14 protein-coding genes are annotated in these 17123 nt (G+C 64.0%); 10 read left to right on the top strand and 4 right to left on the bottom strand.

Annotated features, from left to right (window positions below; genetic code table 11):
• The first annotated feature begins 112 nt into the window (after positions 1-112).
• A complete protein-coding gene (locus MQW23_RS06515; protein WP_009101184.1) occupies positions 113-316 on the top strand; it encodes a cold-shock protein in 204 nt (67 codons plus the stop codon).
• Between the two features lie 92 nt (positions 317-408).
• Here the strand turns inward: MQW23_RS06515 and MQW23_RS06520 are convergent, their stop codons facing one another.
• Complete coding sequence (locus MQW23_RS06520; RefSeq protein WP_252107046.1) at positions 409-2454, bottom strand: CocE/NonD family hydrolase; 2046 nt, start codon at positions 2452-2454, stop codon at positions 409-411.
• A 34-nt stretch (positions 2455-2488) separates the two neighbouring features.
• A complete protein-coding gene (locus tag MQW23_RS06525) occupies positions 2489-3790 on the bottom strand; it encodes an ATP-grasp domain-containing protein (protein ID WP_252107047.1) in 1302 nt (433 codons plus the stop codon).
• Positions 3791-4116: 326 nt separating this feature from the next.
• Here MQW23_RS06525 and MQW23_RS06530 point away from each other — a divergent pair, with 326 nt between their 5' ends.
• From MQW23_RS06530 to MQW23_RS06560, 7 genes are all read left to right on the top strand, one after another.
• Positions 4117-5886, top strand: coding sequence for an SLC13 family permease (locus tag MQW23_RS06530; protein ID WP_252107048.1), 1770 nt, complete (start codon positions 4117-4119; stop codon positions 5884-5886).
• Between the two features lie 61 nt (positions 5887-5947).
• The gene (locus tag MQW23_RS06535; protein ID WP_252107049.1) at positions 5948-6613 is read left to right on the top strand and encodes an alpha/beta hydrolase; all 666 of its coding nucleotides are present in this window, start codon (positions 5948-5950) and stop codon (positions 6611-6613) included.
• Between the two features lie 151 nt (positions 6614-6764).
• Positions 6765-7475 carry a hypothetical protein gene (locus MQW23_RS06540; protein ID WP_252107051.1) on the top strand — a complete coding sequence of 237 codons (711 nt, stop codon included), beginning with the start codon at positions 6765-6767 and terminating at the stop codon, positions 7473-7475.
• Positions 7472-8962, top strand: coding sequence for a complex I subunit 5 family protein (locus tag MQW23_RS06545; RefSeq protein ID WP_252107052.1), 1491 nt, complete (start codon positions 7472-7474; stop codon positions 8960-8962). Before MQW23_RS06540 ends, MQW23_RS06545 begins: the two co-directional genes overlap by 4 nt.
• Positions 8959-10464, top strand: a complete 1506-nt coding sequence (locus tag MQW23_RS06550; RefSeq protein WP_252107053.1) for a complex I subunit 5 family protein — start codon at positions 8959-8961, stop codon at positions 10462-10464. The genes MQW23_RS06545 and MQW23_RS06550 overlap by 4 nt, the downstream gene beginning before the upstream one ends.
• Positions 10461-12227 carry a proton-conducting transporter transmembrane domain-containing protein gene (locus tag MQW23_RS06555; RefSeq protein WP_252107054.1) on the top strand — a complete coding sequence of 589 codons (1767 nt, stop codon included), beginning with the start codon at positions 10461-10463 and terminating at the stop codon, positions 12225-12227. The genes MQW23_RS06550 and MQW23_RS06555 overlap by 4 nt, the downstream gene beginning before the upstream one ends.
• On the top strand, positions 12224-13231 hold the full coding sequence (locus MQW23_RS06560) for a YihY/virulence factor BrkB family protein (RefSeq protein WP_252107055.1): 1008 nt from the start codon (positions 12224-12226) through the stop codon (positions 13229-13231). Before MQW23_RS06555 ends, MQW23_RS06560 begins: the two co-directional genes overlap by 4 nt.
• 58 nt (positions 13232-13289) lie before the next feature.
• Here the strand turns inward: MQW23_RS06560 and MQW23_RS06565 are convergent, their stop codons facing one another.
• Both MQW23_RS06565 and MQW23_RS06570 read right to left on the bottom strand, forming a co-directional pair.
• Entirely contained in the window at positions 13290-14699 is a 1410-nt protein-coding gene (locus tag MQW23_RS06565) for a PhoH family protein (RefSeq protein ID WP_252107057.1), read from the bottom strand.
• A gap of 175 nt (positions 14700-14874) precedes the next feature.
• Positions 14875-15744 (bottom strand): LysR family transcriptional regulator, encoded by an 870-nt coding sequence (locus MQW23_RS06570; protein WP_252107058.1) that lies wholly within the window; start codon positions 15742-15744, stop codon positions 14875-14877.
• A gap of 101 nt (positions 15745-15845) precedes the next feature.
• Here MQW23_RS06570 and MQW23_RS06575 point away from each other — a divergent pair, with 101 nt between their 5' ends.
• Together MQW23_RS06575 and MQW23_RS06580 are read left to right on the top strand one after the other, a co-directional pair.
• A complete protein-coding gene (locus MQW23_RS06575) occupies positions 15846-16709 on the top strand; it encodes a cation diffusion facilitator family transporter (protein ID WP_252107060.1) in 864 nt (287 codons plus the stop codon).
• Between the two features lie 84 nt (positions 16710-16793).
• Positions 16794-17063, top strand: coding sequence for a hypothetical protein (locus tag MQW23_RS06580; RefSeq protein WP_252107062.1), 270 nt, complete (start codon positions 16794-16796; stop codon positions 17061-17063).
• Positions 17064-17123: the final 60 nt, after the last annotated feature.

The raw sequence follows: 17123 nt of genomic DNA on the forward strand, positions 1-17123 counted from the left end.
GTCAGCAGTATCGAAACGCTTAAGCGTTGAGTCTGGTGAAAGTTTCTTGTTCTACCCACTGTAACTCGGGTATTACCCGGCTTTTCATTAAGCTACATCGAGGATTTCGATCATGGCAACTGGTACCGTTAAGTGGTTCAACGACACTAAAGGTTTCGGCTTCATCTCTCCGGACGACAACGGCGACGATCTGTTCGCTCACTTCTCCGAAATTCAGGCTGACGGCTTCAAAACTCTGCAAGACGGCCAGAAGGTTTCCTTCGACGTCACCCAGGGTAAAAAAGGCCTTCAGGCTTCCAACATCAAGGTTCTGTAATTTCGAACCCCTGATGTATCCCGCTTGCTAACGCATCGGGCAAGAAAAACCCCGCTCATGGCGGGGTTTTTTAATGCCTGTCGTTTGGGCACCTAGACCAGGTCGCGGGGGATCGACTCGTCCCAGCTTTGCGAGTAGACCCGCGTATCGCCTTCCCAGGCATCGAGCGTTGCCTGGATGCGAAAGGCATCGCTACTTGCCGTGAGCCGCGTGTGGGTCAGCGTGCGCACCATCCAGTCGCCGCGGCGGAAGGTGCGCTCCCAGTCGGTGATGCCTTCGATGCTGCGGTAGTCGCCGTAGGCATAGCGGTAGCGCTCGGTCACCTTGCCGGCGATCTCCAGGTCGATGTCGTCGAAGCGGTAGGCGCCCTCGTCGTTGACCACCAGCACCTCGTTGACGTCGGTGGCCAAATCGCGAATCACCCGCCACACCTCGCCGCCGGTCTCGAGGACCGTGGTGGCAAGGCCCGGCGCCGATACCGGCGGCTCGAACGCGGGCAGCGCCGCTTCCTCCTGGGGTCGCGGCTCGCGGGTGGGCAACACCAGCCGACACGCCTCGGGGTGGAAGGTCAGGCGCACCGGCTCCGGCGCCGGCCAGGCGATCGGCCAGTAGCTCGTCGAGATCGACACGCGAACGGCGTGGCCGGCCATGAACTGCTGGGCGATGTGCTTGAGCGCGACCCGCACGCGGTAGCGCCTGCCGGGCTCAAGTGGCTCGGGAAACTCGTCGCTGTCGCGGTGGGTCAGGTTCAAAAGCCCATAAGAGACGCGGGTGGCCTTGTCGTCCGGGTGAATGTCGCTTAAGCGCACCGCGACCATCGCCACCGGCTCGCTCGATGCGAGTTCGAGCTCCAGCACCGGCTGGCCGCAGATCTCGAGCGGTGCTTCAAGCCGCGCGGTCTGAAAAATCAGCGAGCCGCCGTCTTCGTCGCGCTGGTCGTGGGGCAGGTCCGGCGGGGCGTTGTAGGAGCACCACTTGCCGGCGTGAAGGCCCACCGACAACGACGAGCGCAGCGTCATCGGCGTCTCGCTTGCGCCACTTGCGCTGCCGCTCGAGGCGTCGTCGTTGGCCAACAGGTCGTGGCCGGCGGTGAGCCTAAAGTGCTGGGGTACGATATTGAGCGAGGGCCAGCCCGGCTCTGCGACCCAGCGCCCCGGGCGATGATCATAGCGGGTAGAGGGCGGCGCCGACTCCTGCATCCAGACCCGCAGCATGGGTTCGTCCATGATGGTGTTGTCGATGCCCTTGAGCCAGTAGTCCCACCAGCGCAGCGCGTCCTGCAAAAAGCCGATAGCGGGACCGGGCACGCCCAAGTGCGGGTACTTGTGTGACCAGGGGCCGATGAGTCCCTTGCGCGGCACGTCGAGCCCGGCCATGAGCCGGAACACCGCGTTGCAGTAGCCGTCCGCCCAGCCGCTGATGGCGTAGACCGGGCATTTGATCGCGCTGAAATCCTCGCACACCGAGCCGTGCTTCCAGTAGTCGTCGCGGCGCTGGTGCTCGAGCCACTGCTTGAGCCACAGCCCGCTTCCGGCAAGGCGCTCTAGCCACATCTCGCGCCAGCGCTCGCCGACCAGCGCCGGGTCCGGCGGGCAGGCGTTGCCGTCGAACATGGTCGAGGCCCAGGAGAGGTTATCCACCAGCATGCAGCCGCCCATATGGTGCACGTCGTCGGCGTAGCGGTCGTCGGTGGAGCAGATGGTAATGATCGCTTTCAGCTCCGGCGGCTGGCGCGCGGCAATCTGCAGCCCGTTGAAGCCGCCCCAGGAGATCCCCACCATGCCGGCGCTTCCGGTACACCAGGCCTGGCGGCCGAGCCAGGCGAGAATCTCGACGCCGTCGTCGAGCTCCTGGGGCAGGTACTCGTCATAAAGCACGCCGTCGGACTCGCCGGTGCCGCGAATGTCCACCCGCACGCCGGCGTAGCCGTGGCCGGCCCAATAGCGGTGCATACCGGCGTCGCGCTGGGCGGTCAAATCGCGCTTTCGATAGGGCAGGTATTCGACGATGGCGGGCACCGGGTCAGTGTCGGAATCGAAGGGCCGCCAGATGCGCACGGCCAGGCGCGTGCCGTCGCTCATCTCGATCCAGGTCTCTTCTTCGAACACGCGGCGGGGCAAGTCATCCACGATCTGCATAAGCACTCTCCTTCCTTAAAAGCGAACTCGTCGCTTAGCCGATCACGTCGCTGAACTCGAAGTGAAGCCGTACGGCGAGGTTGCGGTAGTTTTTCTCTAGCGCCTCGCTGGTGGGTGCCCCCATCCAGATATAGGCGAGCGCGTAGCTGTAGGCGTCCTGCTCGGGAAGCGTCGAGAGCCGCTGGCCAGGTGTCACCTGAAGGTCGATCAACGTGCCCGGGTAGGCCTCTTCCAGCGCCTTGATCTCCTCTTTGGAGGGCACGCGGGCGACGGTGGCATCATCGAAAAAGACACGGTAGAAGAACTTGCCGGCTACCGGATAAGCGCCTTCGCGATGAGGCATGTTGGGCGTTTGGCCCAGCGCCAGGTCGATGGTGACCTGCTGGTGGCTGACGCCGTCAACTTTTTCGAAAAGGTCGCAGTGGGACTGCGAAATGCGCGTGTTGACCTCCAAAAGCCAGATGCGGTTTTGCACTTCGTCCCAGAAAAACTCCACGTTGAAGGCGGCGTTGTCGTAGCCGATATGCGACAGCAGCATCGTGGTCAGCTCGCGCATCTTGTCCTGAATCTTCTCCGGCAGGGTGGAGGGGTAGTGGTAGTACAGAAAGCTCAGCACTCGCGGGTAGCGAAGCGAGTCAACGATGCCATAGGGCACCACCTTGCCTTCGAACACGTAGCCTTCCACGGTGCATTGCCAGCCGCCGATGATCTCCTCGGCCATGCAGAAGCCGCCATCGACCCGGCGCACTTCCTCGGGAATCTCGGCCTGGTCGAGAATGAAGTTGAACGGCTCGGAGATCAGCCCGATATCGCGTCTAAGTTCCTTGATCGCGGATTCGAAATCCTCGGGACTATCGATGCGAAAGCCAAGGCGCGACCCCGAGGACTTGATCGGCTTGATGAAAAACGGAAAGTAGAGCCCGGCGCGGCCGATTTCCGACAGCGCTTGGTCATCGAAGGGGTCAAAGGCGGTAAAACGAGGAATGAAGTTGCCGATCACCTCGCGCTGGCAGCGCCGGCTCCAATACTTGTGCTCGCACTTCAACAGGCTTTCCAGGCTCGTGGTGCGGGTGTTAAAGCGGTCGCACAAAAGCGGCAGCATGGTCGAGACGGGAAAATCCATGTAGCCGACGATGGCGTCGATATCGTGATCGAAGTTCGAGAGCGTCTCGCCTGCACGCTCGACCATGGACTCGATCGGGAACACCTCGGTGTCGTACACCTCGGCGGGCTCGATGACGCCGTGAAACTCGAAGTGCTCGGCGCCTCGCAGGCGATTCAAGCGCTCGCGGTTGAAGTCGTTGAGCCCGACGACGAAGATATGCTGCGTTTGCATGCGGTCTTCTCCTGTAATGACGAAACAGTCCGGCCGACCACCACGTACGATCAGGTACCGCCTATCCAGTGTGTAAAGAAGAGTTAGCCTTTTATATTTTTGGTAACGGCCGCTTTAACGAGCTTAGCGGGCTTTACTCGAAGGCGCTCGGCGCTTTTCGCCGATTTTGTGCTAATGCCATCGCTCTTTTAGAGACACGCTTCAAACGGAGCGGCACGGCTAATCTCGCATATGTTTTTATCGAATAAATGTGTTCCTAAAAATAGCTTTTTGGAATATCTGGCAGGCGTCACAATGAGCGCGTTTCTTTTTTCAAGGCGCGCGTCATGTCACTGGATGCTTGGATTGCGATCGGGGTCGTACTAACGGTATTTCCGTTGATGGCGCTCTCCCGGCTGGGGCCGGATATTATCCTGATGGGCGCGGTGGTAGTGCTGCTCACCCTGGGCGTGATCGACCCAGGCCAGGCGCTCGGAGGATTCTCCAATTCAGGGCTCTTTACCGTGGCCTTTATGTACGTGCTGGTGGCGGGCATTCGTGAAACCGGCGGCATCGATCTGATCATTCGCCACGTACTTGGCACGCCCGCCACCGAGCGGCGAGCGCTTTCGCGGCTGGTGCTGCCGGTAGCCTCCTTGAGCGCTTTTCTGAACAACACCCCCGTCATGGCGACCTACATTCCTGCGGTCATGAGCTGGAGTCGGCGCATTCGCCGCTCGCCGCAGCGGCTGTTGATGCCGCTAAGCTTCGCCTCGATTTTGGGCGGTACCGTCACGCTTTTCGGCACCAGCACGAATCTGGTGGTCTACGGGCTTTTGACCGAGCGCTACCCCGAGCTTTCGATGGGCCTTTTCGACCTTGCCTGGGTGGGCCTGCCCGTGGCGCTGGCGGGGCTTATCTACCTGATTTTCGTCGCGCCCAGACTGTTGCCCAATCGTGAGGGCATGGGGCGGGCGTTCGCCAACCCGCGGGAGTTCACCATCGAGATGGAGGTCGAACCCGGCGGCGTACTGGTCGATCGCACCGTGGAAGAGGCGGGGCTTAGGCATCTGCAGGAGCTGTTTTTGGTCGAGATCGAGCGCGCCGGTAACGTGGTCAGCGTGGTTGGCCCCGGCGAGCGGCTCAAGGGCGGCGACCGGCTGGTGTTCACCGGCACCAGCGACGCCGCCGTCGAATTACAGCAGATTCGCGGGCTGGTGCCGTCGAGCGAACGGGGCTCGAACCTGGAGAAGGAGTTCAAGGAGCGCCGGCTGGTCGAGGCGGTAGTGTCACACCAGTGTCAGTTCATCGGCCAGCGCATCCGCGACGGGCGCTTTCGCACGCTCTACGGCGCGGCGGTGCTAGCGATCTGCCGCGGCGGTGAGCGGGTTACCGGCAACCTGGGCCAGGTACGGCTGCAGTCGTCTGACGTGCTGCTTTTGGAGGCGCGCCCGCCGTTCATCGAACGCCACCGCGAATCCCGCGATTTTCTTTTGATCAGCGAGCTCAACGGCGCCGCCCGCCCGGTGCACGAGAAGGCGCCGCTGGCCTGGGGCATTCTGATCGGCGCGGTACTGTTAGCCGCACTTGGCGTGATGAGCATGCTCAACGCGGCGATGCTGGGGGCGGCGCTGGCGCTGTTGACCGGCTGCTGCTCGGTGGCTGGGGCCAAGCGCGGCCTCGACACTCAAGTATTGTTGACCATTGCCGCCTCGTTTGGGGTGGGCGCGGCGCTTCAGGCCTCTGGCGCGGCGAACGTGCTCGCTGGCGGCGTGCTCTCGATGGTGGCGGGCAGCCCTTGGCTTCTGCTTCTGGGCACCTACTGCGTGGTGGCGCTTTTGACCGAGCTTGTGACCAACAACGCCGCGGCGGTGATCATCTTTCCGGTGGTGACCGCCGCCGCCGAGAGCATGGGCGTGAGCGTCATGCCTTACGTGGTGACCATCATGTTCGCCGCCTCGGCCAGCTTTTTGACCCCGATCGGCTATCAGACCAACCTGATGGTCTATGGCCCCGGCGGCTATCGCATCAGCGATTTTCTCAAGGTCGGTGGCGGGCTCAACGTGCTGACCGGGGCGATCGCCGTGGCGTTGATCCCGCTGGTATGGCCGTTCTAACGCTCGCCGTTGCGGCCACTTTGCGCTAGGGTGTCGCTTTTGTTTACGAGGAGATCGCGTTATGTCAGAGCCGGGTGAACTGATCATCGAGCCCAAAAATGGCCAGCCGGCGGATGCCTGCGTGTTCATCATCCACGGCCTCGGCGCGGACGGTCACGACTTCGAGCCGCTGATTCCGGCAATGGGGCTGTCTTCGAAGCTGAACGTGCGCTTCATCATGCCCCACGCGCCGCGTCTGCCGGTGACCGTCAACGGCGGCATGGTGATGCCCGCCTGGTACGACATTCTGGCAATGGACCTTGGCCGCCGGGTGGACGAGGCGCAGCTCAAACGCTCCGCCGAGCGCATTCAGGCGGTGATTCAGGAGCAGCTCGACCAGGGCATGGATAGCCGGCGTATCATCGTCGCGGGCTTCTCCCAGGGCGGCGCGGTCGCCTACCAGGCCGCGCTCACTTTTGATGCCCCGCTTGGCGGGCTGCTGGCGATGTCGACTTACCTTGCCACCGGCGAGAGCATCGCCTTTGCCGAGGCCAACGCCGCCATTCCCGTCGAAGTGCACCACGGCAATTTCGACCCGGTAGTGCCGGAAACTCTGGGGCGCGCCGGCGCCGAGCGGCTCAAGGAGAAGGGCTATAGCGTCAACTACCGCCAGTACCCCATGGCCCACGCGCTCTGCCCGCAGCAGGTCAACGATATCGGTAAATGGCTGCAGGCGCGCCTTGGCTGAGGCGACATCGACAAGCGCCTAAAACGCAGGCACAGTGGCTGTTTACAGTAGATGTTAACCAGGGCTTTTAACGTCAGTTTCTAACCGTGGCGTTGAACAACGACTTTCTACCGTAGCCTCTTATAGCCGAGCAGGGAATCAGCGAAGGCCTATGCTAGCGTCCATCGACCTTTTGGAAATAGGGCTTTCGCTCTGCCTCGGCGCAGCGGCGCTCGTGTGCCTGTTCGACCGCCACGTGGGCCGCGCAACCAACGCCTACGTTGCCTTTGCGCTATCACTGGTGCTCGCTTGGCTGTGGCTGGGCGCGCCGCTTTTAGCGCTGATCGAGCTCGTGCTCGGCGGGCTTGTCACCGGGGCGAGTCTCTTTTACGCCCTCGGCGCGCTGGACGCCCGCCGTCGCGGGCTGCGCTTTCATGTCACCTCGCTTCGCCGCCACGGCCCTCATATCGATACCTTTCGCGGCCCGGTCAGCCACCGACTGGCGCGGACCCTGCTGACGGTCGCCTGGTGCGGCATGGTCGGCGCGGTCATTCGGCTGGTCATGCCGGAGATGGCCTATAACCCTTCCGAGCATCCGCTGATGCTCGTGGCGGTACTGCTGGTGGGGCTGGCGATGGGCGCGTTCGCCCTGCACCGGCATCGCCTGCGCCGGCTGCTCGCTTTCAACGTGCTGGGTAGCGGCGTGTTTCTGTTGGTGGTCGGGCTTGCCGGCACCGCCGAAGGTTCCCAGGCGCTGGTGGGCGTCGGGCTTTTGGTCGCGTCACTTGGCTCGCTGCTGGGGGCGGTGCTCATTCGCGAGCTCAACGCCCACGAAGACGAGGCGAGCCAGGAGCAGGCCGGCGCCCCAGGGAGGCCGGGATGATCTGGCGATTTGGCCTGTTTGAAAGCACTTTCGCGCCGCTGGCGCTCACCCACTGGGCGCTTTTGTGTGCACTTTTGCTGCCGCTACTGGCGGGGCTGCTCGCCGCTTTCTTGCCGCCCAGGCGGGGCGCGCCGGTGCTGGTCGTGGCCGCCTTGTTATTGGCCGCCGGGGCCGCGCTCACCCTCGATGCCTACCAGACCGGGCTTTTACGCTGGCAGGCCGAGATTCTTGGGGTGACGCTATCGCTGCGCTTGAACGGGCTGGGGGCGCTTTTACTTCTGGTCACGCAAGGCGTCTCGGCGGCGGCGGCGCTCTACGCGCCGGGCTATCTGCGCTTGATCGAGGCGGGGCCGGCGGGGCGCTGGCTCTGGCCGCTGATGGGGGTGACCGTCAGCGCGCTGTCGCTTTTGTGGCTCGCCGCGGATCTGCTCACGCTCTACTTTGCGCTGGAAGCGCTCGGGCTTTCGGCGGTGGGGATGTTGCTGCTGTCGCAAAAGAGCGAGGCGCTCGAGGCGGGCATGCGCTATCTGCTGCTCACGCTGGTCGGCTCGCTGGCTTATCTGATGGGCGTGGCGCTGATCGTCGGCGAGTGGGGCGAGCTCGAGCTATCGCGGCTGGCCGTTGCGGTCGAGCCCGGAACGGTGGCCTATGTGGCGGCGGCGCTGCTGGGCGCGGGGCTTGCGCTCAAGGCCGCCCTTTTTCCGCTGCACGCCTGGCTTGGGCCGGTACACGAAAACGCCTGGACGCCGGTGAGCGCCCTGCACGCGGCGCTGGTGCTCAAGGCGTCGCTATATATGCTGATCCTGCTCTGGAGCCTTCTGCTGCCCCAGACACTTTGGGCGCCGCGCCTGATCGCCTGGCTTGGCGGGCTGGCGATCGTTTGGGGCGGGCTGACCGCTTGGCGGGCGCAAACGCTCAAGTCCCTGGTGGCCTCCTCCACGGTGGCGCAGCTGGGCTATCTGATGGTCGCCTTTCCGCTGCTGTTGGGCCCTGACATCGCTCCGATTCCCAAAGCCCTTGCCTGGCAGGGGTTCTGGCTGCAGCTGATCGGCCATGGACTGGCCAAGGCGGCGATGTTCCTCGCCGCGGGCAATCTAATGCTCGCCACCGGCGAAAGCTCGCTGAAGGGCCTGGCCGGTACCAGCCGGCATTTGCCGCTGTCGCTTTTGATCTTCGGCCTCGCCTCGATCACGCTGATGGGCCTGCCGCCAAGCGCCGGGTTCACCGCCAAGTGGCTGCTGTTACACGCCATGGTGCTCTCGAATCAGTGGGTAGGGGTGGCGTCGCTGCTCGTCGGCACGCTGTTGACCGCGGCGTATATCTTTCGCATGTTTCGCTACTCCTTTGACGAGCGCGCCCCGCACCACCGCTACCAGCCGCTGGCGCGGGGCATGGACGCCGTCGCACTGACGCTTGCGCTGGCGGCGTTGGCACTCGGGCTGTTGGCGCACTTTCCGCTTTCGCTTCTGCACGGAGGGGGCGCATGAACATGGCCTGGCTGCCGCTCGCCGCGCTGTCGGTATCGCTTTTCGCCGCGATCGCGATCTTTTCACTGCCGGAAACCGCGCGGCCGGCGCGCACCGTGATCAACCTCGCCGCGGCGGCGTGCAAGGTGGCACTGGTGGTGCTGATGGTCTGGCGGGTCTCCCAGGGGTTCGAGGACACCTTTAGCTTTCAGATCATCGGCGGCATCGACTTCGTGCTGCGCGCCGACGCGCTCGGCGTCATGTTCGCCGGGCTCTCATCAATACTGTGGCTCTGCACCACCGTCTACGCCATCGGGTATCTGGAAGGTGCGGCGAACCGCAAGCGCTTTTTCGGCTTCTTTAGCCTCTGTGTGACCAGTACGCTGGGGATTGCGCTGGCAGGCAATCTGTTCACCTTCCTAATCTTCTACGAAATGCTCACGCTCTCGACCTACCCGCTGGTTGCCCACGCCGGTACGCCCAAGGCGCTGGCGGCGGGGCGGGTCTATCTTCGTTATACGCTCAGCGCCGGCGTGGTGCTGTTGCTCGGCGTGGTGCTGCTCTACAGCCTGACCGGCGATCAGTCGTTTGCCTCGGAACAGGGGCTGGATCGCTATCTGAGCGATCACCGTGGGCTGTTGACGTTCATTTTCGCGCTGCTGGTGGGCGGTTTGGCGGTCAAGGCGGCGATCGTGCCGCTGCACGGCTGGCTGCCGCGGGCGATGGTCGCGCCGGCGCCGGTTAGCGCGCTGTTGCACGCCGTTGCCGTGGTCAAGGCCGGCGCCTTCGGCATTCTGCGCATCATCTATGATTTGTACGGCATCGAGCTCAGCGTGGAGCTTGGCGTAACCACTTGGCTTGCGGCGATGGCGGCCTTCACCATCCTGTACGGCTCGCTGCGGGCGATGGCCCAGGCCGAGCTGAAACCACGGCTTGCCTTTTCGACCATCAGCCAGGTTTCCTACATCGTGCTGGGGGCGTGCGTGGTGGGGCCTTTCGGCACCATTGGGGCACTGGCGCACCTGCTGCACCAGGGCTTGATGAAGGTGACGCTCTTTTTCTGCGCCGGCAGCTACGCCGAGGAGCTCGGCATTCACCGCATCGACGAGATGAACGGCGCCGGGCGGCGCATGCCGCTGACCAGTATCGCATTTACCCTGAGCGCACTCGGTATGGTGGGTTTGCCGCCGACCGCCGGCTTCATCACCAAGTGGTATTTGGGCATCGGCGCCATCGAGGCCCGGATGCTCTGGGTCGTGGCGGTGCTAGTACTCAGCAGCGTGCTCAACGCGCTCTACTTTCTACCGATCATTTACCGGCTCTGGTTTTGCCAGGGGCCGGCCCACGGGGTGGGCGAGTGGCCGAGCGAGCAGCGCCTGGGGCGCTTCGAGACTCACGGCTGGCTTTTGTGGCCGGCGGTTTTTACCACAACGGTGGGCCTTCTGGCCGGGCTGTTAGCGGGGCTGCCCTTTAGCCCGCTGGACTGGGCGACCCGCGTTGCGGTCGGGGAGTACCTGCCATGACCGCGCTGCTGTTGGCCGCACTTTTATGGCCGCTTTGCGTGGCGCTTTACGTGGTGCGCCAGATGTTTCGCCCGCCCGAGGCGAGGCGCTTTTTTTCGCTCGGGTGGCTCAGCGCCGCCTGGCCGGCGCTGTTGCTGGCGTTCATTGGCGAAGGAGCGTGGGAGTGGCAGGCCTGGCTGCTCGGCGGGCAGTGGGCGCTCGACACGCTCGCAAGAGCCTGGCTTGGCTTCACCGCACTCTTGTGGAGCCTGGCGGCGCTCCACGCGCGGGGCTACTTCAAGCGCGAGGCGGCGCGCGCACGCCTGGGCGATGACGGCGAAAGCGGTAAGCTTTTGCGCTTCACGCTGTTCTGGCCGCTGACGTTTCTGGGCAACGCGTTTTTGATTCTCTCCAGGGACGTTGCGAGCTTCTATCTCGGCTTTGCGCTGATGACCTTCGCCGCCTACGCGCTGGTGCTGCACGAGCAAAGCGGTGCGGCCAAGCGCGGCGCACACGCCTATATCGTGCTTGCGGTCATCGGTGAAGCCCTGATCCTCGGCGGGCTTTTGTGGGCAGCGGGCAGCGGCGAGATGACGACGCTCGAAGGCGTGCGCGAGGCGATCGCCGCCGCTCCCCAAGGCGTGTGGATGGCGCTTCTTCTATGGCTAGGCTTTGGCGTCAAGGCCGGGGTGATCGGGCTTCATGTCTGGCTGCCGCTCGCCCACCCGGTGGCGCCGGCGCCGGCAAGCGCGGTGCTTAGCGGGGCGATGATCAAGGCGGGGCTTTTGGGGTGGCTCGCGCTACTGCCGCTGGGTGTGGAGGGTTTGGCGCCGGCGTTTTCGACGCTTGGCGAGGTGATGCTGGTGGCCGGGTTCGCCGCCGCCTTTGGCGCGGCGTTTTACGGAGTGGGCCAGCGCCACCCTAAGGCGGTGCTCGCCTACTCGAGCATCAGCCAAATGGGCATGATGACCGCGCTGGTGGCGGTGGGGCTGCTCGACGCAACGCTTTGGCCGGCGCTGCTGCCGGGCATTGCGCTGTTTGCCGGCCACCACGCGCTGGCGAAGGGCGCGCTGTTTTTGGGCACCAGCGTGAGCGAGCACATGCCGCGCCTGCCCACCGCGCTGTTGTGGATTGTGCTGGCGCTGCCGGCGCTGTCGCTGACCGGCGCCTTCGGCGCGGGGGTGATCAGTAAGTACAGCGTCAAGCACGTTCTGGAAGAAGGCGCGCATCACCACATCGTATTGCTGCTGACGTGGGCGGCGGTGGGCACCACGGCGCTGGTCAGCGTTTGCCTGTGGCGCCAGTGGCAGGACCGCGATACCGGCGATAGCGACGCCTGGCAGCTCGCCGGCTGGGCGCTGGCGATTCTGGCCGCCCTGACCGTGCCCTGGTGGCTGCCGCTGCCGCAGGAGAGCGTGCACGTGCCGGCGCTGAAGTCGCTTAAATCCCTGGTATGGCCGCTGCCCGCCGGCGTGGCGTTGGTGGTCATCGGCGTGGTACTTGCCCGGGCGCTGAGCGCGCCGACGCTGCCGGCAGGGGATTTGTGGTGGCCGTATCAAAAGGGGGCGGGGTGGCTGGTCGCGCTTTGTAAAGGCGTGGCGCAGCGATCAAAACGCGTGAAGCGCTCAAGCGTTGCCCGGGCGCTGGTGCTCGAGCGCCGCGCTATGGCGCGCTTGAACCAGGCGCTTGAAGGGGAGCGATGGCTGCGCCGCCACGGCAGCGGGCTGATGATGGCGCTGGCGGTGGTGCTGGCGCTATTACTGATTTGGGAGGGGAGCCAATGAGCGAGACACCACAAACGAGCTTGCGCGGGCGCCGCGCGCAAACGCCGGAAGAGATTCCCACGCCCGGGCTTCTGGACGTGTGCTGGCGCGTGGTACGCGCGGCGCGGCGTAACCGCTTGACCATGCTGGCCGCGGGCACCGCCTTCTACGCGCTGCTGGCGCTGTTTCCGACCATCGCGGCGGTCATCTCGCTTTGGGGGCTGCTGTTTGACCCGCAGGAGGCGGCTCAGCAGCTTTACGAAATTAGCCGCTTCATGCCGCCGGACGCAGCGAATTTGATCGACCAGCAGGCCGAGCAGGTGATCGAAAATACCGAGGCGGGCAACTTCATGGCCGCGATGATCGGGCTCGGTATCGCCATGTTCATCGCCTCCAAGGGGGTGGCGGTGCTGGTGGTGGGGCTCAACGTCGTTTACGGCGAAAGCGAGAAGCGCCCCTTTGTGCGCCGCACGGTGCTGTTGACCCTGCTCACCTTCGGGCTGATCGCGATGACGCTGATTTCACTTGGCTTCATCGCGCTGATCCCGATGGCGGTGGAGTCGCTGGCGATCGAGGCGCCGCTGAACAACATCATCAACTGGCTGCGCTGGCCGGCGCTTTTGATCATCACCAGTTTTCTGGTCACGCTGCTGTATCGCTTCGCGCCCTACCGGCGAAAGCCGCGCTGGGAGTGGCTCAACTACGGCACGCTGTTCGCCACGCTCGCCTGGCTTCTGGGGTCGGCGGCGCTGTCGCTCTACGTGCGTACCTTCACCACCTTTAGCGAAGTCTACGGATCGCTGGGGGCGGTGGTCGCCATGATGATGTGGTTCTGGATCTCGGCATTTTTAGTGCTGTTCGGCGCCGAGCTCAACTGCGAGCTGGAGCGCCAGACCGTCAAGGATACCACCGTCGGGCGTTCGCGCCCCTTGGGTGAGCGAGAGGCCTTTGCTGCGGACACTGTGGGCGTGCCCAACCCGATGGGTGACGAAGACGAGGATGAGAGCGCGCCGGATATCCGCTAGTCGCGCCGCCGGCGGCGGCGCGAGTCGAAGGTGTCGGAAGGGGAATTGATGGAAGGGCTTACAACAGCTCTTCGGCGGCCAGCGCCAAACGCGAGCGCTCGACGCTTTTTAGCGTAATGTGCCCGGCGTGGGGCCAGTCTCTAAAACGCTCGACCACCGCGGCCATGCCGCAGGTGTTGGCGGTGAGGTACGGCGTGTCGATCTGACCGACGTTACCCAAACAGACGATCTTGGTGTTGCGCCCGGCGCGGGTCACCAGCGACTTGAGCTGTTTGGGGGTGAAGTTTTGCGCCTCGTCGATGATCAAAAAGGTGTCGTTCAGGGTGCGCCCGCGCATGAAGCTCGGCGAGCGGATCTGCACCCGCGAGCCGATCAGCTGGCGAGTGGCGCCGTTGTCCCAGCTCGATTCGCCGTCGTCGTTACGCAACAGGTTGTCCATGTTGTCGTGAAACGCCCCCATCCAGGGCGACATTTTCTCCTCCTCGGTGCCCGGTAGAAAGCCGATGTCCTCGCCCATGGGGATCGGCGCGCGGGTGAACACGATGCGCTCGAACTGCTTGGCGTCCAGCGTTTGTTGAAACGCCGCCGCGAGCGTCATGTAGGTCTTGCCGGTGCCGGCGTTGCCGGCGATGGTGACCAGGTCGATCTCCGGGTCCATCAGCAGGTTGAGGGTAAAGTTCTGGCGGCTGTCGTGGGCGTGCACGCCCCAGACGCCCGAGTGGTGGCGGTAATTGGTCAGAAGCTGGAGCGTGGCGCGCTCAGAACTCAGCTCGCGCACGATAGCCTCGAACTCGGCGCCGTTTTCGCTATCGCTGACCAGCATGCCGGTGTGCCACTCCACGGGCATCTCGCCCTTGAGGTGGTAGAAGGTGTGATGGCCGGTGCGCTCGACGTCGACCTCGACGTTCAACGTTTCCCAAAGCGTGGCGCCTTCGCTTGCCGCGTGCTGGTAGACGCTGGCGCCTTCGATCATGGCGTCGCTGTCGGAGAAGGCGCGATCGTTGTGGTAATCCTCCACCGGCACCTTGAGCGCGGCGGCCTTGATGCGAAGGTTGATGTCCTTGGTGATCAGGATGACCGAGGCGTCCGGGTGTTCGTCGCGCAGCCGGCAGGTTTCGGCCAGAATGCGGTTATCCGGGGTGTCGCTGACTTCGTTGAGAAGCTTAAGATCGCTGTAGCAGAGAAAATGGAGCCGGCCGCTTTCGCCGGAAAGCCGGGGTATGGGAACGCCGTACTGAACTTCCTTGAAGGTGACCTGACTGGTGAGATCCGACAGCGTGCGGCTGATTTGGCGCGCCGTGCGGGCGATTTCGCGAATGCCGTTTTTATGCTTGTCCAGCTCCTCGAGGACGGTCATGGGGATGACCACATCGTGCTCATCAAAATGGTACAGAGCCGCGGGGTCGTGAATCAGAACGTTGGTATCGAGCACATAAAGCCGTTTGGCTTTCTTATCGAGTTTGACCATCGTGGAAGTCGCTCCTAAGTGGACGGCAACATCGACACTGGCAGGGCTTTTTGACGCACGCATGACACTGCCCGTGTTCTACGCTCTCGGGTGTCGTCGTTCTCCTCTGTGGTTTTTTTATAGCGTGGCGGGCAACGCCGCTTTTCGCCAATCACGCGTTTCAACGAAACCGCGTTCACTCCTCGTCGGCCAAAAACCGGGTGAGCCGGCCAAGCAGCGCGCTCGCCACCGGTCCCTGGGGGCCGCTGACTAGCGAGCGGTAGTGGTAGCTTTCGAGCGTCAGCTCGTGGGGCAGGCGGCTGAGCGTGCCGGCCTTCAGCGCCTGGCGGATGAGCGGGGCGGGCAGAAGCGCCCAGCCGGTGCCCTGGATCACGGCGTCGCGCATTAGCTCGAACATCGTCACGCTTAGGTAGTTGGCTGAGAACAGCGCCTCGCTCACCAGTCGGTCGTCCTGCAAGTGGCTCAAGCAAATCTGGGTATACTGGGCAAGATCGTCGCGGTGCACGCCGGGCAGCCGGCTCAAGGGGTGGTGCGGCGCGGCCACCAGACGCATGTCGACCGGCGCCAAGCGCTTGGCGTAGTGGGGCAGCGCTTGGGTCGTGTAAAGGCCGAAGGCGATGTCCACCGTTTGGCGCGCGATCAGCGTTTGATGGGTCTGCGGCGGGGCGAGATAGACCGAAATCGCCGTGAGCGGAAAGCGCGTTTTGATGTCGTGCATCACGCCCTGCCAAAACGCCTCGGGCAGGGCGTCGTCGCGGGCGATGCAGAGCTGGCTCTCCACGCCCAGGTTGTGCTGTTGGCAGTAGTTGTCGATGCGCGCGGCGCTGGTCAACAGTCGGTAGCAGTCCGGCAGAATGCTCTCGCCCATCGGCGAAAGCGTAAGGCTGTTGCCGGAACGCTCAAAAAGCGCCACGCCCAGGTGATCTTCCAGCGCGCTTACCATGGCGCTCAAGGTGCTGCGTTTGGCGCCGGTATGGCGAGCGGCGCCGGCGAAGGAGCGCTGCTCGGCGACCTCGATGAACGCCTGAACCTGTTCGATACGCACAAGGCCTCCAGCGCCAAGAAAGTTGGCGGTGAGCGATTGGTGGAAAGCGGGGTGGGCGCCTATTATGGCGCACCTTTCACCTCTTTCGGGATGTTTTCTGCGTGTCTTCGTCAACGGTCGAGCGCCGCGCGCTCAGGTTTTCGGCGCTCTGTGCCTCGGTTTTCGCCCTCGCCGGGCTCGTCATCGGTCTCGCCTCCGGCTCCATCACTATCCTGTTCGACAGCGGCTACTCGCTACTGAGCCTGGTGCTGGCGACGCTATCGCTGGTCGCGCTCAGCCACGCGCAAAAGCCCGCCGATGAGCGCTACCCCTTCGGCCGGCTGACCGTCGAGCCGCTGGCAGTGCTGCTCAAGGGCGTGGTGATCGCGCTGGTGTGTCTATTTTCGCTGGTGTCGGCGCTTTGGAGTCTTTATCAGGGCGGGCGGCTCGTGACGCTCGATTTGGCGCTGGGGTTCGGCGCCTTCAACGTTATCGGGTGTCTGTTCACCTGGTGGCGGCTGGCGCGCTACGCCCGCGGGCGCCACTCCTCGCTCATGGCCGCCGAGCTCAAACAGTGGGCGATGGATACCTGGCTTTCGGCGGCGGTGCTGATCGGCTTCTTTGCTACCTACCTGCTGACGCTATCGCCGCTTGCCGCCTGGGCGCGTTTCGCCGACCCGGCCATGGTGCTTCTGATCGTCGCCTATTTCTTGCCCATGCCAGTGCGGATGATCCGGGGGGCGCTGAAAGAGCTGATGTTCGGCGAGCCCGGCGGCGGCATGCGCGAGGAGCTGGCCGTGGGCGTGGCGGATTTCGCGGTCGAGGAGAGCGACGTGCGCCTGGCGCGGGTGGGCAACTTTTTGATGGTCGACATTCAGCTAGAAAAGGGGCAGATCGACGACGCCGAAGCCATCGTCGAGAGCGTGGCGCGCCACTGCCACCATCGCCAGCTGCGCCCGGTAACCAGCATTACGCTGGTGACCTAAGCCTGGCGAAAAGCGTTGACGCCGTCGTGAACGGGTGGTATCTAGCGCTACCGGCAATCGGGCCGGATTTTGAGGGTTTGAAACATGCTACTCGGCCGCTTCATCGCTTTGCTGGTCGCCACTACGCTGGTCGCGGGCTGTGCCAGCACCACCGTTGCCCCCCGCTATACCTCGACCAATACCGACGTCATGCGCGTTGGCGGCGAGCGCCCCTCGAGCGCCGACCCGCGCACCGAGGACATGGGCTCGTACTGCCTGGAAACCACCGAGCGCTGGAACGAGCAGGGCCGCACTCCGGATGGCCAGAACCTGTGGGCCAAGGACACGCTGCGCAAGGTCGTGCCCTGCCAGTAAGGCGAGCCCTTGTAAAAAACGCCCGGCATTGATGCCGGGCGTTGTGTTTGGGGGAAATCA

The sequence above is a fragment of the Halomonas sp. S3-1-1 genome (genome assembly GCF_023757625.1).
GTDB lineage: Bacteria > Pseudomonadota > Gammaproteobacteria > Pseudomonadales > Halomonadaceae > Vreelandella.

Excerpts from the sequence above, each read along its gene's own strand:
- MQW23_RS06515 (WP_009101184.1), top strand. The coding sequence starts at position 113 with ATGGCAACTGGTACCGTTAAGTGGTTCAACGACACTAAAGGTTTCGGC.
- MQW23_RS06525 (WP_252107047.1), bottom strand. The coding sequence starts at position 3,790 with ATGCAAACGCAGCATATCTTCGTCGTCGGGCTCAACGACTTCAACCGC.
- MQW23_RS06565 (WP_252107057.1), bottom strand. The coding sequence starts at position 14,699 with ATGGTCAAACTCGATAAGAAAGCCAAACGGCTTTATGTGCTCGATACC.
- MQW23_RS06545 (WP_252107052.1), top strand. The coding sequence starts at position 7,472 with ATGATCTGGCGATTTGGCCTGTTTGAAAGCACTTTCGCGCCGCTGGCG.
- MQW23_RS06535 (WP_252107049.1), top strand. The coding sequence starts at position 5,948 with ATGTCAGAGCCGGGTGAACTGATCATCGAGCCCAAAAATGGCCAGCCG.
- MQW23_RS06555 (WP_252107054.1), top strand. The coding sequence starts at position 10,461 with ATGACCGCGCTGCTGTTGGCCGCACTTTTATGGCCGCTTTGCGTGGCG.
- MQW23_RS06550 (WP_252107053.1), top strand. The coding sequence starts at position 8,959 with ATGAACATGGCCTGGCTGCCGCTCGCCGCGCTGTCGGTATCGCTTTTC.
- MQW23_RS06520 (WP_252107046.1), bottom strand. The coding sequence starts at position 2,454 with ATGCAGATCGTGGATGACTTGCCCCGCCGCGTGTTCGAAGAAGAGACC.
- MQW23_RS06540 (WP_252107051.1), top strand. The coding sequence starts at position 6,765 with ATGCTAGCGTCCATCGACCTTTTGGAAATAGGGCTTTCGCTCTGCCTC.
- MQW23_RS06580 (WP_252107062.1), top strand. The coding sequence starts at position 16,794 with ATGCTACTCGGCCGCTTCATCGCTTTGCTGGTCGCCACTACGCTGGTC.
- MQW23_RS06560 (WP_252107055.1), top strand. The coding sequence starts at position 12,224 with ATGAGCGAGACACCACAAACGAGCTTGCGCGGGCGCCGCGCGCAAACG.
- MQW23_RS06530 (WP_252107048.1), top strand. The coding sequence starts at position 4,117 with ATGTCACTGGATGCTTGGATTGCGATCGGGGTCGTACTAACGGTATTT.